This window comes from Emticicia agri (assembly GCF_004168285.1).
GTDB classification, from domain to species: Bacteria; Bacteroidota; Bacteroidia; order Cytophagales; family Spirosomataceae; genus Emticicia; species Emticicia agri.
This window is the reverse complement of the sequence record NZ_SEWF01000001.1, coordinates 199,133-224,315: the sequence shown is the minus strand read 5'-3', so window position 1 is coordinate 224,315 and position 25,183 is coordinate 199,133. Positions and strand designations below refer to the sequence as shown.

The window sequence follows — 25,183 nt, the reverse complement described above, 5'->3', positions numbered from 1 at the left end:
TGTTTAAAATTAATACTGGTAAATTAATTTTGCAGCTATTAACTGCATATTTGCTCCATCCCATTTTTTATTATTAACTGTATTTTTGGGAGATACAATAATAGTATAGCTTGAGTCTTCAAGAATTGTGATCCCACCATTATGTATACTATCAGTCTTGACATTACGAATACCAGATTCTTCCCCTGAAGAATACAGGTAAGGAAGATAGTAAGTTTCCACTTGTTCGCCTAAAACTCTTCTTGTAATAATCAGGTTTAAGTCAAGCTCAGAATTGTCTATAAAATAGAATTCAATACCTTTAATAATGGCTCCCACAGGTAAGTAAACCGGTGCTTCAAACCTAACAAAATAGGCATTTGAAAGTGTAAAATAGATACCTTCAGCATCTGATCTGGCAATCGGGTTATTTGCGGAATTGATTATTGGCAAAAACGCACTTGGGGGTAAACTATAATAGTACGTTTGTTTTTCAGCAGAAAGGGTGCCATTATTATCAATTTTTAAGAAAGTCTCAGCTATATATTGATTAGTATTGGCAACTCCCTCAATAATTGCCTGACCATATACATGCAAAGCATTAAATGGTTGCCCGCCAATACCCATAAAGTTCAAGATATTAAAAATTACCTGAGGATTCTGTGAGTTGGTAGTCAGGCACAAAGTGTAAAGCCCTGTGGTGCCATAAGAGGCATACCCGCCATTCAGTTCGCTTATAAAAGTACCTGCTTCAATCTGATTTGCTTTTTGCACAAAACCATACGTTTCAGGTTGAGTTTTTATACTGATTTTATGATTGGGATAAAGGCTGGTTTGTAAACTATTGCTACCATTATCTGGTAGGATAACCACATTTCCTGTTTGTGCTAACCCTGTTGTATATAGGCAAGCAGATAAAAAACTAACTATAATTGTTTTCATCATTAAGCAGCAAAAGGATGATTGGTTATCTGAATACTTACTTGCGGATTACTTTCTTCACAATTGGCAAATTCTTCGAGAAAAGGTTTGATTTTACGCCTTGACAGAAAAATCTGTTTGCCATTGCTGAGTTCAATAATGCCGCTCGTATGCTTAATGATGCTTATCTGGTCTATATAATTCAGGTTAACGATAAAAGACCTGTGTACCCGAAAAAATGATTCTTGTCCGAGTACGTTTTCAAAAAGCCCCATTGTGCGGGAGTTAATTATGTTTTTGCCGTTTTTCAGGTAAAAAATTGTGTAATTAGCCTGGCTTTCAAGGTAAATAATATCTTCCAGAAAAACCCTCACTCGTTTGTTTTTGTGTAACATCCACAAGACCGGGCTTGGGCTTTCTGTCGGATAAAGTGTGATACAATTTTTGTTCATTCTACGTTTCATGGCGTTTTTTGTTTTGCGGTTGCAAAGGTAACAGCCAGTTTTTCCGTATTCCAAACCCACTTATCCAACGGCAGGTTTCGTTTATCTAACGGTTTTTGCCTAAAAAATGCCTGATTTTTAGCATAAATTCAGTATTTACCAAATACCACCTGTTTTTTACCGATTACCTCCCAAATCTTACCAGATACTCAATCTGACTACCCATTGCTATTAAATCTGTCTATTTTTACCTATTCAAATATTAGTAATCTTATGACCACCTTTACACAAAAGACATTTTTGAAATTACCTGATTCTGTTTCCGAGATGAACCTGATAGAAATCATCAGTTATTTTGCTACTTCATTATTCGGCAAGAATACTGAAGAAGATATAGTATGGGATATTGCCAAAAATTGTATAGGAAGATTAGGATTAGCAGATTGTGTAATCTACTTATTTGATGATAAACAGGAAAACCTCTTGCAGAAAGCGGCCTATGGCCCAAAAAATCCGGTTAACTTTGATATATACCAGCCCATAGTGATTCCTAAGGGGAAAGGAATTGTTGGAACAGTAGCCCAAACAGGCATAGCAGAAATAATTGGAAATACCTCAAAAGATGCCCGTTATATTGTAGATGATGAGTGCCGTTTGTCTGAAATTACAGTACCGATTATTTATAACGGAGAAATTTTAGGCGTAATAGATTCTGAACATCCGCAAAGGGCTTTTTTCAGAGAATGGCATCTGCAAACTTTAACAGCTATTGCCAATCTGTGCGCCAATAAGATTTATGGCGTAAGAATAAAAGAGCGCCTACAGGAAAAAGAACAGAAACTGGCGGTATATCAGGAAAAAATAGAGGCTTTAAATACCCGGAAACAAAATTTTAAATTACCGGTATCAAGTACCGAAGGAACTCATTTTTTTCCTTTGGAAGAAATTATCCGTTTAGAAGCCGACCGTAACTATACAGTTTTATACCTGACAGAAAAACGTAAATTCGTTTCGGCCAAAACACTGAAAGAATACGAAACTACACTGACGAATCACCAGTTTCTGAGGGTACATAAATCACATCTGGTTAATCAGAAACACATTGTCGGTCTTTCTGCCAACCGTGAGTCATTAATTCTGAAAGATACTTCAGAAATAGAAATTTCGAGAAGAAAAAAAGAAGAAGTACGAGAACAGTTAGGCATTTGACTTACTTATTGTATTTTTTCATACGAAGTGATTTTACATTTAAACCAAATTTAATATTCTGGAGATTATTGGCTTTGAGAGATAGTAGGGTATATACTTCTCCATTGCAGGTCAAGGCACTATTAGGATTTATTTCAGCATCAATTTTATCAAAAGAACAGTTTTCGTCAATAAGAAAATTACATGATTTGTTGGTAGTAAGGTCTAATTGCTCAATCTCACAGGCAATAAATCTCATATAACTGCTACGGTTATCTACTTTCAGGTAATCAGCCCCGAAATTTGAGAAAAAGGTTTGTGTAGCCTCACCCATATAATAACTGATTTGAGGCGTGCGGATAGAAATCTGTTTATAAATAGGATTTTCTTTGGTTGATTTGGGTGTTTTAAGGGTATGAATCATGAGAGTATCACCTTTATAACTTACCTCAACATATTTCATGAATGTCTGATGGTATTCGATAGACGATTTCAGATCAGCTTCCAGATATACTTTTACAGGCCCCAGGTCGCAGTTTACCATCACATATCTGAAAGGTTTTAAAGGAATTTTCTTATAATGTGTCGGTTGAACGAGGGTGTCGTATTCAGCAATTCCGTTAACCTTTTTTAGTTTTTTAGTGCCTCGTAAATAGTACCAGGTGCCCACAGCAACCAGTAGTAATCCGGCAGTAATCAACAACCATTTATATCTGTTAGCCATCTTCATTATTTTTACTCCGGCAACAAATAAAGAAGTTTTTAACCAATAAAACTAATGATGGTAGTTGAGAAGAAGGTTAAATAAATTTTTATCAGGCAATCCTCTGTGCTACTTGATAAAAATTAAAATTGTTCCATACATTTGATATATAAATTTGCGTATCGCATGACAGCCATTTTGATTGATGATGAAGTAAAATGTACTCAGAATTTAAGGATTGAGTTAAACGAATATTGCCCCGATGTAGTAGTGCTGGCAGAATGTAACTCTGCCCAGAAAGGGATTGAAACTATAAAATTATATAAACCTGATGTAGTTTTTTTAGACATTGAAATGCCTTTTATGAATGGGTTTGAACTGCTGAAAACTTTTGATAAAATTGCCTTTGATGTAGTTTTTGCCACAGCCTACGATGATTTTGCTTTAAAGGCCTTTGAGTTTTCGGCTATTGATTATCTTTTGAAACCCATAGACCCACAAAGGTTAATACAGGCGGTTGAGAAAATGAAAAAACAATCTCAGCTAATAGATAAGCAACAATTAAATATGGTTTTAGCCAATATCAGAGGTTTGGAGCATATTCGTCCGACAATAGCTTTACCTACTTTAGATGGATTGGAGTTTGTAAATATAGATGAGATTTCTTATGCCGAAGCAAGTGATAATTATACCATTGTACATCTTGTAAATAAAGAAAGAATTTTATTGTCGAAGCCTCTGAAAGACCTGGAGGGAATGTTGGAAAATAACAATTTTCTGAGAGTACATTATACCTTTTTAGTCAACTTAAATCAGGTTCGGAGGTATATAAAAGGTCAGGGAGGAACTTTGGTGATGAATGATGGCAAAGAGGTTCCGGTTTCCCGTTCAGGCCGACCCCGATTGATGGAAATGATAATGATATGATATATTTTCTCATGGCTCGTTACAGAAGCACCATAACGAAGTTTCTGCCCTTTGTATGCTTTTTTACGGCCACTACCTTATTTGCCCAGAAAACCTACGTGATTAATCAGCCGATTAAAGATTCAATTGTATTGAATAATTACGCAGAGATATTCTACGAACCTACCGAGACCCATACAATCAATACCGTTAAAAATCAGCAATTTATTCCTTTTAAAAATTTTCAATTAGAGAACTCTTCGCTGAAAAAATCCTATAATCACTGGTTAAGATTTAAAGTACAGAATAATACACCCGAGAATCAACAACTTTTGTTTGACTATGGGCTTTATCATTATATCTATTTGCATGATTCTGACGGAAAAAAAAGTGTGATAAAAAAAGCTGGAATGCTTGTGAAGCCTGATGAAAAACTGTTTAATGATAATAAATACATTATTCCGGTTACGCTTACTGCCCATACAACCAAAGAGATATATATACAGGTAAATGATAAAAACGGTATTTATAAAGATTCAAAAGTAAGCCTGTTGACGTATGACTTTGAAGAAAACCTGCGCTCAAAATCATTTTTCAAAAGCCGCAAGGATCTCTTTTATAGTGCATCATTTCTGGCTATTGGCTTATTTCTCATCTTGTTTTGTATCATTCAGTATAGCCAGACCCGTGAGATAGCCTTTGTGTATTATGCCTTGTATCTGTTGGGCTTATACTTATATTTTATCAGAAGAATAGAGGCACTGACCGATACGGCTATTATTTTCTCCTACTTTCCCAAGTCTTTTCTTACTTCTGAAGTTCCCTTAAATATACTGCCTAATATCTGGTATCTGCTTTTTTGTCAGTACCTGCTTAATCTTACGCCTAACAATCATCCGAAGACATATAAGATTTTCAGATGGCAGGTAAAATTTCTGACTATCTATTTTATTTTTGATTGTTTTCTGCAATATGTATTGAATGAATATGCGCTGAGTTTAAGTATTTACCGATGGGTAAAATTAGGTATGATGCCTATTACTACCTATTCGATTGTACTCATTTTCAGGTTAAGAAATGTGGTGGCTACTTATATAGCCTTAGGTACCAGTCTTTTATTTGTATTCCTGGTAATTTCGTTTGTAATGGCTATGATGAGAAGAATGTCAGGTGAGACCTATGTTTATTATATGATGTCGTTTCCGTATGTAGAAACAGGGATATTTGTTGAAAATTTGTTATTTATAGTGGCATTTGTTGCCAAAATTAAACAGATTTATGTTGAAAAAAATCAGACACAAAAACAATTGATTGCCCAATTGGAAACCAACCAGCAATTGCAGATTCAGTTAAATAACGAATTAGAGAAACTGGTGCAGGAAAAAACCAAAGCACTTGAGACCGAAACACAGCAAAGGCTATTGGCTGAATTTAACCAGAAATTATCAAAGGCCGAGCTAAAGGCTTTACAGTCACAGATAAATCCGCATTTTATATTTAATTCGCTCAACTCAATTAAAAACTATATTCTTACCAATAAACCTACTGATGCCGCACGATACCTCACAGACTTTGCCAATCTGATTCGCTCGGTTTTACAGCAAAGTCAGCAGTCATTTATTTCGTTGAAGGATGAACTGGAAATACTGGAACTCTATATCAGGTTAGAGCAAATGCGTTTTGAAAATAAATTTGATTTCAGCTATAATATTGATGATAGGGTAGATACTACTTATATAAAGATTCCTGCTTTGTTGCTTCAACCTTATGTAGAAAATGCTATCTGGCATGGTCTGATGCACAAAGAAACCAGAGGAGAATTGAGAATAGAGGTAAAAATGGGAAACGATGAAATAATTTGTATGATTGAAGATAATGGCATAGGCCGGAAGAAATCGGCAGAGATACATAGTAAAACCGCCCGGCCACATAAATCTATGGGGTTACAGATTAATGGCGAGCGGTTGAAAGTACTACACGAACTTCATAAATTAGAGATAGAAGTCGAAATCTCTGATTTAACATCTGTTGCGCAAGCGCCATCAGGCACCCGGGTAATGATACATTTTCCTTTATAAGTTACTGGGTTTTAGGCGGTGTATAAAAATCACCGTTTTTATACATATGGTTTTTGTCCTGCGCTATCCCTCTTTCTGTATCAATTACTTTAAAAGTAGCCCTATCGGCATCTTTTAATATTACCCAGCTTGAATTTCCTCTGTTATCAATATGGGTAGACCATATCGCTTGCGCATCTTTAAAATAATCATTAGAGATTTTCTCAAAACTACTGCCATCTACACCTGCTATAGGTTTCTGGTTCCAATAAACATATTTTTTATCTCTGGCTAAATCATAACCACTGCCACTACGCATGGGTATATATTCAAAAGAATCAGGGTCGGCCAGTTCAAAAATATAGCGCCCATGATACACATGCTGGCGGTCACGAGCATACATAATTCCTTCTGCAGTATGGTTCATTGAGGTTTCTTCTGGGTTAGGCACTGTTTCAAAAAACTCAGGCTCATGGCTGATAATAAACACGGCATCAGGACCATTAGCACCTACGGCATACCCATAGTTTTTATCTTTAGAATAGAAACCTTCCAATACTTTAAAAGAAGCAGGGTCAGCATTTTTAACAATATATTCACGATAAAAAACATGGTTTTTATCTTTCCCATAATACTTATCAATTGTCTTGAATGTAGAAGCATCAGCCCCTTGTACAATATATTTATGAGCCGGGAAACCGCTATAATACAAAACGGTGTCAGACTCAACATAATACCCGTTTTTAAGTCCCTCAACATTGCAACTACCAAAAAGGAAACCTAATAAACTGAATGGAAATAATTTTCGTAACATAGATTTAGTGCGTTTCAGATTATTTTTTGACTATTTTCAGAACAAAACCCGTGATACCACCTGCTACACCACCAATAGCCATACTGACCAATAGCGTAGCAATTAACTGTAATGGTAAAAAGATGAACATCAGAAAAGAATACTGATTGGAGGCATCGTCGAAGATATTGTTCAGATTGAAGCATAAGAAAATAACGCCACCTAAAAAACCTAAAGACATACCTATAAGTGTATAAGCTGAAAAATAGGCAACTGAAGATAAGATTCTTTTGAAAAGCGACTTACGCTCAGCAGGCGTGGCAATGGCCATATCATTCGCTACAATGGCTGTTCTCTTGCTTTGAAGTGGTGATGTATAGCCTATAATCGGTGGTTGGTATTTGGGAGGGCGTGCTGCTTTTATTCGGGTAAAGAGCAGGTAAAACCCACTTAAGATAAGCCCTCCTATGAGGCCAAGGGCTAAACTCTGATAGACTAATAATTCATCAACATAGCCATCATATTCACTGATTCCTAAAGCTACTAATCCCATAATAACTAAGCCGCCCAGAGTGGCTCCCATTACAATTCTGCCGGCTGGTGTTTTTGCACTCACTGTATGATTCATAAACTGTTCTATTTTATGATACAAATTTGCGCAAGAAACACGTAGCCCGAAAGCCATAATCATTAGCTGGCAAGATTAGCTTTGTAACTGGTAGTATTGTTTTGAAAGATGGAGACATAATAAAAGCTACCCTGATAGAGTAGCTTTTAAGGTATTAATAAAAGTTTTTTCTGAATACCTATTGTAACTCTTTGTCTCAACATTATTTCAACTTACTATACAGAAAGGCTATAATTTTATCTTTGATATATGCTTCATCAAACATTTCTCCGTAATGTGGAGCATTTTTTACAATTATTACTTCATTCTGAATTTGATTCAAGGTCAGCCACGAACTCAGTAATTTAGATTGTATAACAGGAACAGAGGCATCTTTTTCGCCATGAATAATCAGAAAAGGCGGATCGTTTTTATCAATATAAGTAGCGGGGCTGGCTGTTCTGGCTAAGTCGGGTCTTTCAATCGGAGAGGCGCCTAACAGAGTAGTAATGGCGTCTTTTGGGGCATTTTCTTCCTGTGGTTTGAGCATGGCTAAAAAATCGGCAGGGCCATAGAAATCAACCACGGCATTGATTGTGAATGATTTTTTAGCAATACCTGCGTAAAAAGAAGCTATGCCGTTATTATGAGATAGTGCCAGTAAAGATGCCAGATGACCACCTGCTGAAAAGCCCATCAAGGCTATTTTGTTTTTATTATAGCCATATTGTGCAGCATGTTGATACAGAAACTCCAATGCCTGATTACAATCCTGTATCTGTGCCGGGAAAACAGCTTCAGTACTGAATCTGTAATCAATAGAAGCTAAAGCAAAACCGTTGTTGAGTAAGGCAGCAATAGTTTTTTTCATATAACTCATGTCGGCATATTTATCGTTTTGCATCCAGCCACCGCCATGTACCCAAACAACCAATGGTATATCTGTCTTAGCATTAGCAGGAATATAAATGTCTAACAGGTGTTTTTTGAGGGTATCATTGGCATAAGGTATATTACTATATAATTTGGTATCAGCAGGAAAAAAGGAGATAACCCGATTGGTTGCCTGGCCAAAACTTAGATTGGCTGACATGATTAAGAAAGTGAATGCCTTGATAAATAAATGGAATTTCATGTGTATGAGGGATAAATTTTACGTTTAAAGATAGTTTAAAAATGATTGAAAAACCTGGTTTTAGAAAGTTTATCTATACTCTTTTAAATTTCTTTGATTAGAACAGTGCCACGGATTTACTTTTATTGTTTACAATTAATATCAAAAAAGTACAAGAAAATAACAGAAATATAGTGGTGAATCGTGATGGTTTCGACTAACTTTGTTAGATATTTGGCCCTGACACGCATGCGGATTCGCTTTATTATTATATCAGCTCTCATTGTTGCTACACTTTCTATCGGGTGGAACTACTTTAAAGACACCAGTTCAGGTGCCGTAGATTACAGCACACAAGTAAAACCTATTCTGAACAAGCATTGTATTTCTTGCCACGGTGGTGTAAAGCGTCAGGGAGATTTCAGTCTTTTATTCCGTAATGAAGCCCTCTCAAAAACCAAATCGGGTAAGCCTGCCATTATACCTTTTCATCCTGAGCAAAGTGAATTTATTAAAAGGCTGACCCATGCCGACCCCGACGAACGGATGCCTTATAAAGCACCTCAATTGAGCCAGAGCGATATTGAGACGCTGACCCAATGGGTAAAAGAAGGAGCAAAATGGGGAGACCACTGGGCGTATGTTGCCCCCAAAGAAGTAAAAGTGCCTAACAAAGGAATTTTTGCCGGATTATTCAGTTTTGGCAGTTGGGAACGAAATGATATTGATTACTTTGTGAAAGCTAAATTAGAAGAAGAAGGCTTATCACCTGCCAAAGAAGCTGATAGAGCTACGCTTGTCAGAAGAGTGTGTTTAGATATAACAGGACTACCACCTACTGCCGAACAGATAAAAAAGTATGTAACAGATGAAGGGTCTTATGAAGCTTTGGTAGATGAATTGTTGGCTTCTAAACAATATGGAGAGCGTTGGGCATCTATGTGGCTCGATTTGGCCCGATATTCAGATAGCCGGGGGTACCAGAAAGATAATGGACGGACAATCTGGCGTTACCGTGACTGGGTGATTGATGCATTTAATGCCAATATGCCTTTCGACCAGTTTACGAAAGAACAATTGGCCGGAGACCTTTTACCATCGCCTATCGAAAACCAGTTAATTGCTACGGCTTTTCATCGCAATACCATGAACAACGATGAAACAGGCACCGTAGATGAGGAATTCAGGGTAGCTGCTGTGATAGACCGGGTAAATACTACTTTTGATGTATGGCAGGGTACAACCTTTGCCTGTGTGCAATGCCATAGCCACCCTTATGACCCTTTTCGTAATGAAGAGTATTATAAAATGATGGCGTTCTTTAACAATACCCGTGATGAAGATACACAGGATGAAGCTCCTAATTACAGGAATTTTTCGGATGAGGATGAAAAGAAATTAGATAGCCTTACTACCTGGATAAAGACAAAGTTAGGCGATGGAAAAGGGAAATACTATAACCAGTTTTTAAGGAGTTTAGAGCCACGCCACCATGCACACTATGCTGACAATTATGTAAACGGTGCCTTATTAGGCGATAGAAACATTGGGTTACGCCACAAGGGTACTTGTCGATTGCCTGATATAAAATTAGATAACAAAACCACATTTCTGATTAGTTATGTAAATAAAAACGTAGGTGGTTGGTTGGAGTTACGAAAAGGCAGCCCCACCGGAGAAGTGCTGACGAAACTCCGGTTAGATACTACTGCTAAAAATAAACTGCTCTTCATCCCTATCAAAGCTGCGCAAGGACGCCATGACTTATATCTGGTAGGCACAAATAGCCGCCTGAAACCTGAGCAGGATGTATTTTCGATTAACTGGTTTACATTTTTAGAAGATTTTCCGAAAGGAGACACTAAGAAGTTTGAGGATTTTAAATACCTCATTACTGCAAAGACTCAGAATACACCTATTATGCTCAGAAGTGATGCCGACTATGAAAGAAAAACCCACGTTTTTGTGAGAGGCAACTGGTTAGTGCATGGGCAGGAGGTACAACCTGACGTACCGCATTCAATGAATCCTTTTCCAAAAAATGCGCCAAGAAATCGCTTAGGTTTAGCGAAATGGCTTTTAGACAAAGATAATCCTTTAACTGCCCGTACTGTGGTGAATCGTTTCTGGGAACAGTTATTTGGGATTGGTTTAGTAGAAACGTTAGAAGACTTTGGGACACAAGGCGCAAAGCCTTCGCATACAGCATTATTAGACTTTTTGGCTATCAGGTTCAGAGATGATTACAAATGGCAGATGAAACCACTGATTAAATATATAGTTATGTCGGCTACCTATCAGCAATCATCAGCAGGTAACGAAGCTTTAGCAGAAAAAGACCCACAAAACCGATTGCTGGCACATGGCCCCCGTATTCGGATGACTTCTGAAATGGTGAGAGACCAGACGCTGGCCGTTAGCGGCTTACTCAGCCCTAAAATGTATGGCAAGCCGGTAATGCCTTATCAGCCTGACGGAGTATGGCAGGCGGTAAATAGTAGCCTGAATTATAAACAAAGCGAGGGAGAAGACCAATACCGCCGAGCTATTTATACCTTTGCCCGCCGGACAGGGCCTTATCCGCAACAGATTACTTTTGATGCCTCAAGCAGAGAAATTTGTACACAAAGGCGCATTCGTACCAATACTCCTTTACAGGCCTTGCAATTGTTGAATGACCCGGTGTTTGTAGAGGCGGCTAAAAGTCTGGCCTTACAAATGCAAAAGAATGCAAAAACAGTTGATGCACAAATCAACTGGGCGTATCAAAGGATTTTCATACATGAGGCACCTGACAAAGATTTGGCGGCACTCAAACGCTTGTACGCCGTATCATTGCAGGAGTTTAAAGACAAGCCCCAAAACAGTAAAGATTTTCTCAAAGAAGAAAAGCAACAGGCAGAAACTGCGGCTTTAACTATTGTAGCGAATGCTATTCTGAATTTAGATGAATTTGTAACGAAGCAGTAACACGGATTGGCAATCCGTGACGGTTGGATAAGAGTTGAGACAGTATTGCTTAGTTGCCAAACTTTTCAACTATTTTCTGTCTAACAATGGCATCAGAGGTTATTTCACCGTTTTTTGCCTGGAGAATTGACTGTTCAAGTTTTTTAATTTCATCAGGGTTGAGTCCATCAAGAATATCATCTTTTTGAGGGAGTAGGGCAGCAATGCTATCATACAGCTCTTTTAAATATTCTTTGTCCTCAATTTTGTCTATTAACTGATGAAACGCTGGTTTTATCTCTAAGTCACTAAGCATGATTTTGAAGATTTGATTAAACAAATATAATAAAAAAATTAGAAATGAATCTCTTTCACGAAGTAAGCGAAGCAAACTTACAGGCTATTAAGCGTAGGCATTTTCTGAAACAATGCACTACCGGAATAGGTATGATGGCGTTAGGTTCGCTCACCGGGTGTTTTAATGGAAAGAAAGAGACATTGACAGATAACCCGTTAGCTCCTAAAATGCCTCACTTTGCGCCAAAAGCAAAGAACGTGATTTATATGCACATGGCAGGTTCTCCGTCACAATTAGAAATGTTCGATTATAAGCCTGCCCTCGAAAAATGGCATGGCAAAGATTGTCCAGAAGAATTTCTGAAAGGTAAAACCTTTGCTTTTATCAGGGGTGTCCCTAAAATGTTAGGCCCACAAGGGAAATTTGCTCAATACGGCCAATCAGGAGCATGGATGTCTGATTATGTGCCTTTCTTTCATAATATGGCCGACGAAGTTTCTTTTCTGAAAGCCATGCACACCGACCAGTTTAATCATGCTCCTGCACAGTTATTCATGCAGACAGGTAGCCCCAGATTAGGCAGGCCGGGCATGGGTGCCTGGGCTACCTATGGTTTAGGCTCCGAAAATCAGAACCTGCCCGGATATATAGTTTTAACCTCAGGCGGTAAATATCCTGAGGGAGGTAAAAGTATCTGGGGAAGTGGATTTCTTCCGTCAGTCTATCAGGGTGTGCAATGCCGTTCTAACGGTGAACCCGTACTCTATGTCAATAATCCGGCAGGTGTCAGCAGAGATATACGCAGAGAGGCCATCAATACCATCAACGAAATTAATCAACGTCAATACGAAGAATTTAAAGACCCAGAAATACTGACCCGTATTTCGCAGTACGAACTGGCATTTAACATGCAGATGACAGTACCCGAAACAATGGATATTTCGAAAGAACCACAGAAAATCCATGAACTGTATGGCACTACTCCGGGACAGACTTCTTTTGCCAACAACTGCCTTTTGGCCAGAAAACTGGTAGAAAATGGCGTGCGTTTCGTACAACTCTACGACTGGGGATGGGATATGCACGGCTCAAGCAGAGGGGAATCAATAGAAATTGCTTTATGGGAGAAATGCCGCCAGATTGACCAGGCCATGTCGGCATTACTATTAGATTTAAAACAAAGAGGCTTGTTAGAAGAAACACTGGTAGTATGGGGTGGTGAGTTTGGCAGAACTCCTATGCAGGAAAATCGTGATAATAAACCTGCGCCCTTTCTGGGTAGAGACCACCATGTAGAAGCCTATACCATGTGGTTGGCCGGAGGTGGAATCAAGAAAGGATTTACGCATGGTGAAACAGACGAAATAGGGTATTATGGCATAAAAGGAAAAACACACGTACACGACTTACAAGCGACTATTCTGAATCAGTTAGGGCTGAATCATGAGAAACTTACCTATGATTTTCAGGGCCGACCATTCAGGCTGACAGACGTAGGCGGAAAAGTGATTAATGAAATAATTGCCTGATTACCTTATATTTGTTCCTGTAAATAAGTAGCAGCACAATAGATGTGTTGCTATTTTTATATTCTATCTTTGCAGAGATTGCATTATCCTACTTCTCTTATGAAAAAACTGAGTCTTTCTATTGCATTTGGCCTGACATTAAGCACTGCTGTGCAAGCACAAAAATGGGAATATATTTCTTCTGCATCAGGTGAAATTCCATTGACATGGAAAACTACACAACAAACTGCATCTCTGGTATTAGACATAGACAACGATGGTATCAATGAATTGGTAATGGGTGGTCGTGATAAAGCGCCTTCTCTAATTTATTTTAAATATGATTCATCTATAGGTTGGCGAGAATTTGCCATTGAGAAAGAATGGCTGACAATTGAAGCCGGAGGGGCTTTTTATGATATAGACAATGATGGTGATAAGGACATTGTATTTGGTGGCGACTCGCAAAGTAATAAATTATGGTGGTGGGAAAATCCGTTCCCTTTTTATAACCCGAATGTACCCTGGAAACGCAAAGAAATTAAAAAAGAGGGAGCCCCACAGCATCATGACCAGGTTTTTGGCGATTTCAAACAAACCGGTAAAGCTCAGTTAGCTTTCTGGAATCAGGGGGCAAAAACATTATTTATCGCAGATATTCCGGCAGAACCGTGGGGAAATGTGATATGGAGCTATGAGCCTGTGTTTGTGGCAGCAGAAAAAGAAAAGCAATCGTGGTATGCAGAAGGATGCACAGCCGCAGATGTTGATGGCGATGGCTTTATGGATTTAATAGCAGGTAATTACTGGTTTAAATATGTGGACGGCAAATTCAAAGCGATTCAGTTTGGCGAAGCAGGCGGCAGGGTGATAGCTGCCAAGTTTCGTGCCGGAAAAAAGATGCAGATTGTGGTATCTCCCGGCGATGGCACAGGCAGATTATTATACTACGAATGTACAGGCAGTGCAGAGGTTACCGCTAACTGGACAGCCAAAGATTTGATAGGAAGAGAGTTAGTACACGGGCATACTTTAGAAGCGGCAGATATTGACGACGATGGAAATTTAGATATTTTTTGCGCCGAAATGGCGAAGTGGTCGGAGAGTAAAGCTGAGCCAGATAATGCCAATGCTGAAGCCTTTATTTTGTACGGAGACGGCAAAGGTGGTTTTAGAAAAACTACCTTTCAGAAAGGGATAGATTTTCATGAAGGGCGGGTATATGATGTGGACGGTGATGGCGATATGGATATTGTCTCAAAGCCCTATAACTGGAACGCACCAAGATTGAATATATGGCTACAGAATGGTGGGGGTAAAAAACTACCCAATATCAGCAGAGCACTTGATGGTAGAATAGGACTGGAATTATACAGCCTGAGAGATTATTTCAAGACAGATGTGGCCGGAACATTAGCTTATGTGAAAAGCCTGGGCATAAAAGAAGTAGAAGTAGCAGGTACTTATGGTATGAAACCCGAAGATTTCAGAAAGGAATTAGATAAAGTAGGAATTACCCCTTATAGTGCCTTATTAGACTATAGTTGGTTTAAAGATAGTCTTGATAAAGTGATAGCCACAGCCAAGGGCTTAGGGGTAACTTATGTTGGGGCATCGTGGATTCCACATAAAACCAATCAGTTCAGCAAAGCAGATGCCGATAAAGCCATTGCTGTTTTCAATAAAGCAGGTGCTGCATTGGCTAAAGAAGGACTTCATTTCTTTTACCATTGTCATGGCTATGAATTTAAGCCAAGCGAAGAAGGTACTATATTTGATTATATGGTTCAGAAAACTGATGCAAAAAATGTAAGTTTTGAGTGTGATGTGTTCTGGGCTTTTCATGGCGGACAAGACCCTGCCTTATTGCTGAAAAAACATAAAGGCAGATTCCTTGCCATTCATATTAAAGACATGAAACCCGGACAAGAGACCGGAGAATTTTCCGGTGGTGCACCTCTAACCTCTGATGTAGTGGTTGGAACAGGACAATTGAATTTTCCTAAAATCCTTCGGGCTGCCATACAGTCGGGCGTAAAATATTATTATATAGAAGACGAAAACGCAGAAGTCATGCAGCACCTGCCATTGACACTGAGATATTTGAAGAGTTTGAAATAGAAAGTTAAATATTTGCTTTGATTATAAAAGTTAACGAATGATTACGAAAACTACCTTTAAAAAGAGTATTTATATTGGCCTATTTGTGCTTTCCCTGACAATAAAAACAAATGGGCAACAGACTGCTAAACCCGAAATCTGTAAAAATCCTCCTAAGGGATATGAGTTAGGAGGTGATTTTACCTCAATGCCTCAAGTGGCATGTATAGACTATGCCTATAGTGAAGGTTTAATCTTGTTAGGTAATCAGGCTGGAATTGATAAAGGTTCGGAAGAGTATATCTTCAACTATAAAGATGGAGATTCCCTAATATTTACCAAACAGAATAGATATACGGTCAATAAAGAGGGCATTTATTGGCTTGTTCAAAAAGGAACCGTAACAGAAAGTGGGGCTTCAAAAAATGCATTAATTTGTAAATCAATAGAGGTAATAAAAACTGATATACCTGATATTGAATACTCCACTTGTGGCCCATTAGTAGTTAACATTCTGATAAAAGATACACCTGTTAACCGGAAGCAAAGCGGCTATTCGATACAATATGACTGGGATAATATACTATCTTATAAGCCAACAGGGTTACCTTATTCTATTATCTTTAATCGTACACATGTTTTTCCAGCTATCCCTATTGTTCAGGCAATTTATGAAAGAAATGGCGTGAAAGCGTGTTATAGCAGGGCTGTTGAATATGTTATTGACAATTTTTCTATAAAGCAGTTACAAACCTTGAATTATGGAAAAGAAGTAAAAATACAAATGGAGAGCAGAGAGGCCGGGAAGGAATATTTTATTGAATACAAAGCAAAAACTGCTAATGACTGGATTGAATCAACTACTATAATAAAAGCAAATACACCCAGTACGGTTGCCGAAGCTACCATTACAGGCTTAGACCCAATTACACAGTATTGTTTTCGATTAGCTAAAAAAGATACTTGTAATTACGCTTTTGCCTACTCAAATGAAATGTGTACAGAGCTTGTATTAAGTACTGAATATACTAAAGGTACTATTACTATTTCTCCCAATCCCGCAGAAGATAAAATTCTCATTAATTCATCAGGAGCAACAGTCAGGTTTATCGAGTTAATCAATATGAAAGGGCAATTAGTTTTTAAAGGAGAGATTTCAGAAGATACTTTTAACCTGTCAGAATTTGAAAAGGGGAAGTATTTTCTTCGATTGTATGATGCGAATAAGAAACTATTGAATACTAAAAATATTGTGAAGTGGTAATCTACCACTTCACAACAACCATTACTCTATAATATGCCCACAAAACTGGGCTTTGTTATCAATGATTTTGCCGCCTTTGCGGAAACCTAAGGCACAGGCTTCTCCGGCAAAGAATACGCCCGCCTGATAATAATTACCTGATTTATCCTGCAAAAATTCGGTGTATTCCTGAAAGACGGTATTTTGCTCGAAATACTCTCCGTCATTTTTTTCTACTGCATAGCCATCAGCAGAGAGGATTCTTACATTGGCACCCTCACGCCCGAATAATACTTTCTCTACACTTGCCTTGCCCTGAATGGCTTTGTTTTGAGTTTGTAATAAGAGTGGGTGATTCGGATACAATTCCCACAACACTTTTAAAATACCCTTTGACTGAAACAGTAGGGTATAAGCAGGGTTCAGAATAACAGCCTTTTGGTTAATAACCATATTAGTCAGAATATCTGCCAGTTCAGGCTCGTCCCAACCAATATATTCCCACGGAATTAATTTGAACCAGTAGTCATATTTTGTAAAGCTGCCATCTTTTGAATTTTGCTTATAAATTCCTTCAATAGGCGAAAATTCTACTTCTTCAATATATTCAAAAGCTACTTCAATGCCTGCTTCTTTGGCGGCTTCTCCCAATACCTGCATATTGGTATCATCTTCCGGGTAATCTCTCATCGTAGAAATAAGTAAAGCAGGCTGAAAACCCGGATTTTGTCTTTGCAGTTCTCTAAAATTCTCAACCAGTCTTTCATAGAGTGTATTAAACTGCTGGCTCTCATCTAAATTATTCGCTTTCAATGATGCCCATTGCACTACAGCCGTTTCGGGGATACAGGTAGCTGTATCGGCATTAAATTCAATCAGTTTAATAGGCTTGCCGTCTAAACCTCCACTTAAATCGAAACGACCGTATAAATGCCATTGCTTGTCGTTTTCCCACGAATATTTTACCAATCTGAATAAATTTTCAGGAATCCCCAGTTCATCCAGTCGGTTATTATCTATTACGTGCTGACCTGCTTCAATAAACATTTCATAAAGTTCGTTGGCGGCCTCGTAGTATTCTTCTGCTTCTTGTTCTGATACTATTACCATATCGTCGGTAATGTAAGGCAAAGTATCTTCTCCTAACATCCAATCCCAACCGGCGTTTCGAAGCGACTGTTGCGGAGGTGTTACTAATTTTTTCAGTTTCATAGAATGGATTTCAATTAAGACTCTGGCTGAACGATTTTCGTAATAAATACCGTTGAATCGTTATACAAAATACAGATTAAGAGCGATGACTGCTATGGCTTGAACTATGGAAAAAGCCACTTTTGCCACCTACCGGTCTTGACATAGTAGTGCGTGAATGACCAATATTCTGGTGAATAGCATTTGATTTCTGGAAGGCCGCAGCGGTAGCATAATAGTACATCATACCCATACCTCCGCCATAATATCCATGACGACGACGATAGGTAGTGTCATTTTTTGACGAATGGTTTTGAGCAATACCGCTATTTGGCGTTACATCAGGGCGATATTGAGCATAGTTTGGACTCAAAGTTTTAGCTAACAGATAGCCCATGCCACCAAATAAAAGCGCATTCGATAAATTATCGCTTTTGCCTATGGTAGTAGGGTTGGCACGTACTTCATCATCAATCAGCGCTTTTACCGCTTTGGGTGAAAGCGTATCTTTTTTACCATCGAGATACGTAACAATGGCTATGGAGCTATCGGCAGGTACTTCTACCTCATCTGTGATTTTGAAGACACCTTTAGAAGTTTCAGCAATATAGGTCTTTACTCCTTTGGTATAAACCTCTACTTCTTCGTATTCATAATCACTGTCAGAATCGTTGTTACAACTCTGTAAGGTAAAACTACTTCCTAAAATTGCCAGCGCAAGTGTACTACTGATGGTAATATCTTTTACTTTCCTGATGAATGTATTGGTACTAACGGGTGTCATATCGGTTCAGTTTATAAGACAAAGTTTTCTCAAAAATAGAGATAAAAAAAGAATCTTTGGAAGAATGGTAATTTACAGGAAGATTTTGGGCTAAAATCAGTTTGAAATAATATACAAGGTAGAAAAAAGCGTGGAATTTTTTATAAAAACCCTTTGTTCTCTCATAAGTAACCTATACTTAATTCCCAAGGAAATATTAGATGAAACTTCTTTTACAGTATCTTAGCCGCTATCGCTGGCAGGTTGTTCTTGCATTAACGTTAGCCGCTATTAATCAAACTTTTTCGCTGCTTGACCCTTATATCTTTGGAAAACTCATTGACAAATATGCCAATCGTGCCAAAGATTTTACTGAACCCGAATTTCTGAAAGGGGTATTGTTGATGTTGCTGGCTATCATAGGCGTGGCTATGGTGAGTAGAATTGCCAAAACATTGCAAGACTATATGGTAAATATGATTATTCAGAAATTAGGAGCCAATGTATTTACCGATGGGCTGAAACACACGCTGAAACTACCGTACCAACAGTTTGAAGACCAGCGAAGTGGTGAAACGCTTTCGATTTTGCAGAAAGTACGCACTGATTCTGAAAAGTTTATTACTTCATTTATTAATGTAGCTTTTACTTCTTTAGTAGGGATTGTTTTCCTGACGGTTTACTCACTAAGCGTTAATTCATGGTTGATTGCCATTTATTTTGTTGGAGCCTTTGCTTTAGCCGCCTTAACGAGGGTACTAAGCAGGAAAATCAAGGAAATACAAAAGGTGATTGTGAAAGAAACAACTGCTCTGGCAGGTACTACCACAGAATCGCTTCGCAATATTGAATTGATTAAAAGTTTGGGATTAACCGGACAGGAAATTAAACGTCTGAACCAGAATACTTTTAAGATTCTTCAACTGGAATTAAAAAAGGTGAGGGGTGTGCGCAGTATCAGCTTTGTGCAGGGAACATTTGTTAACTTCCTGCGCCAGTGTATTCTTTTTGTATTGTTATTTCTGATTTTCAGAGAGCAGATGACCGTAGGACAGCTGTTAAGTTTACAGTTTTATTCGTTCTTTGTATTTGGCCCCATGCAGGAAATCGGGAATGTAATTATTGCTTACCGCGAAGCAGAAGCATCATTGAATAATTTTGATAAGTTATTAAAGAAACCGATTGAAGTTACCCCCGAGTCTCCAACCCATTTAGGGACAGTCAGCCATTTGCAGTTTGATGGGGTGAGTTTTAAACACCTGACGGCTCATACCAATGCTTTAGACCATGTAAGTTTTGAGGTAAAAGAGGGCGAAACCGTAGCTTTTGTAGGACCGTCAGGGTCAGGTAAAACAACACTGGTAAAACTATTGGTAGGTTTGTATAATCCCTCACACGGAACAATTTATTATAATAATCTTCCTTCTGACGAAATCAATATCGAAGAATTACGGTCACAGATTGGTTTTGTAACACAGGATACTCAGTTATTTTCTGGCACTATTAAAGAAAATCTGCTTTTTGCCCAACCAAAGGCCACCGACCAGGAAATAATGGATGTATTAGAAAAAGCAGCTTGTCAAACCTTATTAGCCCGTGCAGATAATGGGGTTGATACTGTGATTGGTGAGGGTGGTATCAAGATTTCTGGAGGTGAAAAGCAACGCCTTTCTATTGCCAGAGCATTGTTGAGAAACCCGAAAATCTTTGTTTTTGACGAGGCGACTTCGGCTCTGGATTCATTGACAGAAGAAGAAATTACGAATACAGTAAAAAATGTAACAGCACAAGGCGATTATATCACAGTGATGATTGCCCACCGTTTAAGCACAATTATGCACGCCGACAGGATATTTGTATTAGAGCAGGGGCAAATTATTGAAGTAGGTAAACATGAAGAGCTATTAGCCGAAAAAGGCTTATACTACGCCATGTGGAGACAGCAGATAGGGGAAAGGAAGAATACTTTGGCGGTGGCATAATAATTGAATAAAATGTGGCTCGAACGTCCCGTTCGCATTCTTATGCGACGAACGGGACGTTGACGCCACAAATGGTTTTATTCCCCCCGCATTACCTTAGTAATTTCATTCAGTTTCTGTACTTTCTCCTGAAAATCTCCTTTCAGTTTATTTCTGATGCTTTGCAGATTATCTAACGTTTCGTGTAGCGTATCGGGTAATATTTCCTCTAATACTTCACGGAAACGTTTGGCGAAGGTTGGAGATTTACCATTGGTTGAAATAGCTATTTTTAAATCATCTTTCACTACCACCGAACTCAGGTAAAAGTCGCAAAGATCGGGTGTATCAGCAATATTGACTAAGATTTTTTTAGCCTTACAATCCTGTTGAATTTGCTGATTAACAGCTTTATCATCAGTTCCGGCAATGACTATATCAATACTATCAAGGTATTTGCTGTCGTATTTTTCAAAAATCAGTGTAAGGTTATGAGTTTGTGCCAGTTCCTTGATTTCGTCTTTGATTTCGGGTGCAATCAAGGTGATTTTTGCTTTGGGCGAATTGCGTAAAACAGCTTCAAGCTTTTCTAAACCCACATTGCCACCGCCCACAATCAAGGTATGTAGTTCTTCTAATTTAAGAAATATAGGAAACAGGTTATTCATATCAGACAGTAAAGGTTTTCTCAAGCAATTTCATCATTTTTTCCAGCCCTTCTTTATCGGCTTCCGAAAAATCGTCTAACTGGTCGCTGTCCACATCCAATACCATCAGTACCTCTCCTGTATGGTCAAAAACAGGCACAACAATTTCTGATTTTGAGGCCGAACTGCAAGCAATATGACCCGGAAAAGCATCCACATCAGGTACAATCACAGTCTCTTTAGTCCGATAACAATAACCGCACACCCCTTTATCGAAATGGATACGTGTACAGGCAATAGGACCCTGAAATGGCCCTAATACCAACTGATTTTCTTTTCTGATATAAAAACCAACCCAGAAAAAGCCAAAGGCTTCTTTCAGTACAGCGGCTATATTTGCAAGATTGGCAATGGTATCTGTTTCATCGCTAATCAGGCCTTCTACCTGTGGTAGCAGGCTTTCGTAAATTTCTTGGCGCGAGGTGGTTTGGGGAATATATAAGGTTTCAGCCATGTCTCTTTAATGAATAATACTATACTACTTCGCTACACTCAATGCTTTTCTTACCGCCGGAGCGACCTGTGTACCAAATAACTCAATGGCTTTCATGATTTTTGCATGCGGAATATCTCCTTTTACCATTTGGGCAAGAAAACGAGTATGGTTAAACAAATCAGACTGATAGAGAATTTTATCAATCACCTGTTGCGGACTACCCACAAACAAAGGCCCATCAGGCATACAGAGATACTCGAAATGCTCACGGGTGATAGGAGACCAGCCACGTTCTTTGCCTACACGATTCATCAGTTTTTCATACGACGGCCAGAATTCGTCTTCGGCTTGTTGCGAGGTTTCGGCAATATAAAACTGTGAGTTAATGCCTAACTGAAACTGACTGGGGTCATGCCCTGCTTCTTTATACGATTGTTTATATAGATTTACAAACGATACATACTGGCTTGGGCGACCACCTAAAATTGCCAGTGTCATAGGCAGGTTCATCTTACCTGCCCGTATAGCAGATGCAGGGGTACCACCTACCGCCAGCCATATCGGAAGAGCAGGCTGGATAGGGCGAGGATAAACGCCTAACTGATGAATAGGAGCTCTGAATTTACCTTTCCATGAAATAATTTCAGACTGATTGATTTTAGTTAATAAATCCAGTTTCTCAACAAATAACTCATTATAATCGTCCAAGCTATACCCAAATAGAGGAAAAGACTCTATAAATGACCCTCTTCCAGCCATGATTTCTGCCCTACCATTAGAAATAAGGTCTAAAGTAGAGAAATTCTGAAAGGTACGTACAGGGTCGGCAGAACTCAGAACAGTTACAGAGCTTGATAAACGAATATTTTTTGTAACTGCTGCAATGGCAGCCAAGGCCACTTCGGGAGCTGAGATAATAAAATCGGGACGGTGGTGTTCGCCTACGGCAAATACATCTAAACCAACTTCATCGGCCAGTTTGCCCTCTGCTATCAATTCCTGCATACGTTCGTGGGCATTAAAGGCTTTACCGGATACACCGTCGGGGTATACTTCACCAAATGTACTGATACCTAATTCCATAATAATTGCTAAAGAGAAGTGTGATTTAAGCTAAAGAATCTATTGGCTTGAAAAACCTTTTCAGATAACTATCAGCCGCTTTTACCTGCCATTGCGTTGATAAGTCGGCCAATGTATGAAGATTGTTGTTATTGACAAAAATGAGTGTATCGGCAGAAATAAGCCCACTTTCAATGGCCTTTTTGGGTTGAAAAATCGAAAATGTTTTAATCTCGTTGCCATCAAGATATGCCTGTGAACGGTCGAAAAAGTCAATGTTTAAACGACTCCCCAATTCTTTGAACCAACGGGTAGAAGCATCTATCGAACACCCACTTGCTTCGTTCTGGTTTTCATCTAAGGCAATTACCACAAAGCGATTATGTAATACTTTTACCGAAGCTAACAAAGAGGCTCCGTGTGCTGCCCATTGACTTACAGCAGGTTTTAAGGTGTTTTCTATTTCACTAACTTCACTGTCAGTAATAGTGCGGTTGGCCTGATAAACCCAGATACGGGCACTTTGAGGAATTTGTTCAAAAGAAATATACATAATACAGGTTTTATTCTGTTAGCTAAACATTCAATATGCCTGTAAAAGTTCTGTCAGGAAACGAACTAAAGGGTTTGTATCAGCAATTCAGCCAAATCATATACCTTTACCTCGTGTTCTTTTTCTTTGTTCTTTACGCCGTCAGAAATCATCGTCATGCAGAAAGGACAAGCCACAGCAATAGTTTTAGCACCTGTTGACAATGCCTCTTCTATACGTTCTATATTAATATCTTTATTGCCTTTTTCGGGTTCTTTAAACATTTGTGCCCCTCCGGCACCACAGCATAGGCCATTCGTACGGCAACGTTTCATCTCTACCAGTTCGGCATCTAATATTTCTAATACCTGACGTGGTGCCTCATATACCTCATTGGCCCTACCTAAATAGCAGGAATCATGGAAAGTGATTTTCTGCCCTTTAAAAGTGCCTCCATCGGCCAGTTTTACTCTGCCCTCATTAATTAATTGTTGCAGATATTGAGAATGGTGGATTACCTCATACGTACCACCTAACTCCGGGTATTCATTCTTTAAGGTATTAAAACAATGCGGACAAGCAGTTACTATTTTTTTTACTCCATAACCATTCAATACCTGAATATTCTGTTGGGCAAGCATCTGAAAAGCAAATTCGTTTCCGGCTCTGCGGGCAGGGTCTCCTGTGCAGCTTTCTTCTGTACCCAACACAGCGAAATTAACACCTATTTTATTCAGAATTTTGGCAAAGGCAATGGTTACTTTTTTGTAGCGGTCGTCAAACGAACCCGCGCAACCAACCCAGAAAAGAATTTCAGGTTCCTGCCCGTTCATAGCCATTTCTGCCATAGTAGGCACTTTATATTCAATAGTATCTGCCATAGTTTCCGTAGTTTATTCACGATTTTCGTAACGACGAATCTTTCAATCGTGATACAAAGCAAAAATAGTATGCTTGCATAATATTTGCAAGTGTATCAGTAAAATATTATTGCTGTATTAGATAATGAAAATGTAACGCCTTATTGATGAACCCATCAATTGTTTTTCACGAACTTCATAACACAAATCCTTTCAATTCCTCCAGCAATCAGTAGTTCCATTTCTTTGAAAGTTGTGCTACCTACATAAATTTTTAAACCTACCGATTCAGGAAGCCATTTGTATATTTCTAATGACTTATCCACATCAAGATTTCGATAAATCTTGATAAAGTCAGCTCCAGCATCTACAGCGTCTTTAATCGATCTTTCTAAGTTAATCACATCAAAATCAACTGCTCTAATACCTACTGTGAAAAAAGATTCCTGTTGGTGTATCAGCTTGCCTAATTTAGCAAGTTCTATTTTTACCCATTTATTCTGGGTTGAAAACCAAGCCGAAGAGTTCAACGTAACCTCAATATCATTAGCACCATCTTGCAGGGCGAGTTCTGTTTCTAATTGTTTTACTTCTGTACGCTGAAACCCTAATGGGAAACCGACAACAGTTCCTAAAATAGCTTGATTGGCTGCCCCCCAATCTCTTCTTAACTTCTTCACCCAAAAAGGAGGTACTATTAGTGCAGCTAAATTATATTGGTGTACTTGCTCCAGACCGGTATAAATTTCTTCAATGCTAACCTTTGGGTTAGTTAACTGTACTTCTATAAAAGGTAAGAGATGTTCCATAAACATATATATATATTCAAATGAAAGCCCTAAAAACGAAATGACAAAGACGA

General features: G+C 38.6%; 23 protein-coding genes. 8 read left to right on the top strand and 15 right to left on the bottom strand.

The features are described 5' to 3' along the window. Positions 1-9 precede the first annotated feature (9 nt). Both EWM59_RS00855 and EWM59_RS00850 read right to left on the bottom strand, forming a co-directional pair. Complete coding sequence (locus EWM59_RS00855; protein ID WP_130019051.1) at positions 10-924, bottom strand: hypothetical protein; 915 nt, start codon at positions 922-924, stop codon at positions 10-12. Beyond that, the gene (locus EWM59_RS00850) at positions 924-1,364 is read right to left on the bottom strand and encodes a LytR/AlgR family response regulator transcription factor (protein WP_130019050.1); all 441 of its coding nucleotides are present in this window, start codon (positions 1,362-1,364) and stop codon (positions 924-926) included. Before EWM59_RS00850 ends, EWM59_RS00855 begins: the two co-directional genes overlap by 1 nt. A gap of 252 nt (positions 1,365-1,616) precedes the next feature. Here EWM59_RS00850 and EWM59_RS00845 point away from each other — a divergent pair, with 252 nt between their 5' ends. Further along, positions 1,617-2,552 (top strand): LytTR family transcriptional regulator DNA-binding domain-containing protein, encoded by a 936-nt coding sequence (locus EWM59_RS00845; protein WP_130019049.1) that lies wholly within the window; start codon positions 1,617-1,619, stop codon positions 2,550-2,552. Position 2,553: 1 nt separating this feature from the next. On the opposite strand, the gene EWM59_RS00840 is transcribed toward EWM59_RS00845, so the two are convergent. Continuing rightward, positions 2,554-3,255: a hypothetical protein gene (locus tag EWM59_RS00840; protein ID WP_130019048.1), complete on the bottom strand. Its 702-nt coding sequence runs from the start codon at positions 3,253-3,255 to the stop codon at positions 2,554-2,556. Between the two features lie 165 nt (positions 3,256-3,420). On the opposite strand from EWM59_RS00840, the gene EWM59_RS00835 reads away from it, so the two are divergent. Together EWM59_RS00835 and EWM59_RS00830 are read left to right on the top strand one after the other, a co-directional pair. Next, complete coding sequence (locus EWM59_RS00835; RefSeq protein ID WP_130019047.1) at positions 3,421-4,161, top strand: LytR/AlgR family response regulator transcription factor; 741 nt, start codon at positions 3,421-3,423, stop codon at positions 4,159-4,161. Beyond that, positions 4,158-6,218: a histidine kinase gene (locus EWM59_RS00830; protein ID WP_130019046.1), complete on the top strand. Its 2,061-nt coding sequence runs from the start codon at positions 4,158-4,160 to the stop codon at positions 6,216-6,218. The genes EWM59_RS00835 and EWM59_RS00830 overlap by 4 nt, the downstream gene beginning before the upstream one ends. 1 nt (position 6,219) lies before the next feature. On the opposite strand, the gene EWM59_RS00825 is transcribed toward EWM59_RS00830, so the two are convergent. The 3 genes from EWM59_RS00825 to EWM59_RS00815 all read right to left on the bottom strand — a co-directional run bounded on the left by EWM59_RS00825 (position 6,220) and on the right by EWM59_RS00815 (position 8,732). Beyond that, positions 6,220-7,011 carry a DKNYY domain-containing protein gene (locus EWM59_RS00825; protein ID WP_130019045.1) on the bottom strand — a complete coding sequence of 264 codons (792 nt, stop codon included), beginning with the start codon at positions 7,009-7,011 and terminating at the stop codon, positions 6,220-6,222. A gap of 19 nt (positions 7,012-7,030) precedes the next feature. Further along, positions 7,031-7,618, bottom strand: a complete 588-nt coding sequence (locus EWM59_RS00820) for a hypothetical protein (protein ID WP_130019044.1) — start codon at positions 7,616-7,618, stop codon at positions 7,031-7,033. A gap of 202 nt (positions 7,619-7,820) precedes the next feature. Beyond that, positions 7,821-8,732 (bottom strand): alpha/beta hydrolase, encoded by a 912-nt coding sequence (locus EWM59_RS00815; RefSeq protein ID WP_130019043.1) that lies wholly within the window; start codon positions 8,730-8,732, stop codon positions 7,821-7,823. A 228-nt stretch (positions 8,733-8,960) separates the two neighbouring features. Here EWM59_RS00815 and EWM59_RS00810 point away from each other — a divergent pair, with 228 nt between their 5' ends. Beyond that, positions 8,961-11,681: a DUF1553 domain-containing protein gene (locus tag EWM59_RS00810; protein WP_130019042.1), complete on the top strand. Its 2,721-nt coding sequence runs from the start codon at positions 8,961-8,963 to the stop codon at positions 11,679-11,681. 49 nt (positions 11,682-11,730) lie between these two features. Here the strand turns inward: EWM59_RS00810 and EWM59_RS00805 are convergent, their stop codons facing one another. Further along, a complete protein-coding gene (locus tag EWM59_RS00805; protein ID WP_130019041.1) occupies positions 11,731-11,976 on the bottom strand; it encodes a hypothetical protein in 246 nt (81 codons plus the stop codon). A gap of 44 nt (positions 11,977-12,020) precedes the next feature. Between EWM59_RS00805 and EWM59_RS00800 the strand changes: the two genes are divergently transcribed. The 3 genes from EWM59_RS00800 to EWM59_RS00790 all read left to right on the top strand — a co-directional run bounded on the left by EWM59_RS00800 (position 12,021) and on the right by EWM59_RS00790 (position 16,830). Beyond that, complete coding sequence (locus EWM59_RS00800) at positions 12,021-13,487, top strand: DUF1501 domain-containing protein (protein ID WP_130019040.1); 1,467 nt, start codon at positions 12,021-12,023, stop codon at positions 13,485-13,487. Positions 13,488-13,586: 99 nt separating this feature from the next. Next, complete coding sequence (locus EWM59_RS00795) at positions 13,587-15,587, top strand: FG-GAP-like repeat-containing protein (protein WP_165372073.1); 2,001 nt, start codon at positions 13,587-13,589, stop codon at positions 15,585-15,587. A gap of 37 nt (positions 15,588-15,624) precedes the next feature. Further along, positions 15,625-16,830, top strand: a complete 1,206-nt coding sequence (locus tag EWM59_RS00790) for a T9SS type A sorting domain-containing protein (protein ID WP_130019038.1) — start codon at positions 15,625-15,627, stop codon at positions 16,828-16,830. A gap of 21 nt (positions 16,831-16,851) precedes the next feature. Here EWM59_RS00790 and EWM59_RS00785 read toward each other — a convergent pair whose 3' ends face one another. Both EWM59_RS00785 and EWM59_RS00780 read right to left on the bottom strand, forming a co-directional pair. Further along, on the bottom strand, positions 16,852-18,021 hold the full coding sequence (locus EWM59_RS00785; protein WP_130019037.1) for a glutathionylspermidine synthase family protein: 1,170 nt from the start codon (positions 18,019-18,021) through the stop codon (positions 16,852-16,854). A gap of 76 nt (positions 18,022-18,097) precedes the next feature. Then, positions 18,098-18,784, bottom strand: a complete 687-nt coding sequence (locus EWM59_RS00780) for a Cj0371 family chemotaxis-regulating polar lipoprotein (protein ID WP_130019036.1) — start codon at positions 18,782-18,784, stop codon at positions 18,098-18,100. Between the two features lie 200 nt (positions 18,785-18,984). On the opposite strand from EWM59_RS00780, the gene EWM59_RS00775 reads away from it, so the two are divergent. Beyond that, a complete protein-coding gene (locus EWM59_RS00775; protein WP_130019035.1) occupies positions 18,985-20,745 on the top strand; it encodes an ABC transporter ATP-binding protein in 1,761 nt (586 codons plus the stop codon). A 77-nt stretch (positions 20,746-20,822) separates the two neighbouring features. On the opposite strand, the gene EWM59_RS00770 is transcribed toward EWM59_RS00775, so the two are convergent. The 6 genes from EWM59_RS00770 to EWM59_RS00745 form a co-directional block, all read right to left on the bottom strand. Beyond that, positions 20,823-21,392 (bottom strand): precorrin-2 dehydrogenase/sirohydrochlorin ferrochelatase family protein, encoded by a 570-nt coding sequence (locus tag EWM59_RS00770; protein ID WP_130019034.1) that lies wholly within the window; start codon positions 21,390-21,392, stop codon positions 20,823-20,825. Between the two features lies 1 nt (position 21,393). After that, positions 21,394-21,885: a free L-methionine (R)-S-oxide reductase MsrC gene (msrC, locus tag EWM59_RS00765; protein ID WP_130019033.1), complete on the bottom strand. Its 492-nt coding sequence runs from the start codon at positions 21,883-21,885 to the stop codon at positions 21,394-21,396. Between the two features lie 24 nt (positions 21,886-21,909). After that, positions 21,910-22,950 (bottom strand): LLM class flavin-dependent oxidoreductase, encoded by a 1,041-nt coding sequence (locus tag EWM59_RS00760; RefSeq protein WP_130019032.1) that lies wholly within the window; start codon positions 22,948-22,950, stop codon positions 21,910-21,912. Positions 22,951-22,975: 25 nt separating this feature from the next. Continuing rightward, entirely contained in the window at positions 22,976-23,482 is a 507-nt protein-coding gene (locus tag EWM59_RS00755; protein ID WP_130019031.1) for a hypothetical protein, read from the bottom strand. A gap of 65 nt (positions 23,483-23,547) precedes the next feature. Next, positions 23,548-24,342, bottom strand: a complete 795-nt coding sequence (locus EWM59_RS00750) for a (Fe-S)-binding protein (protein WP_130019030.1) — start codon at positions 24,340-24,342, stop codon at positions 23,548-23,550. 155 nt (positions 24,343-24,497) lie between these two features. Then, the gene (locus EWM59_RS00745) at positions 24,498-25,130 is read right to left on the bottom strand and encodes a beta/alpha barrel domain-containing protein (protein ID WP_130019029.1); all 633 of its coding nucleotides are present in this window, start codon (positions 25,128-25,130) and stop codon (positions 24,498-24,500) included. Positions 25,131-25,183: the final 53 nt, after the last annotated feature.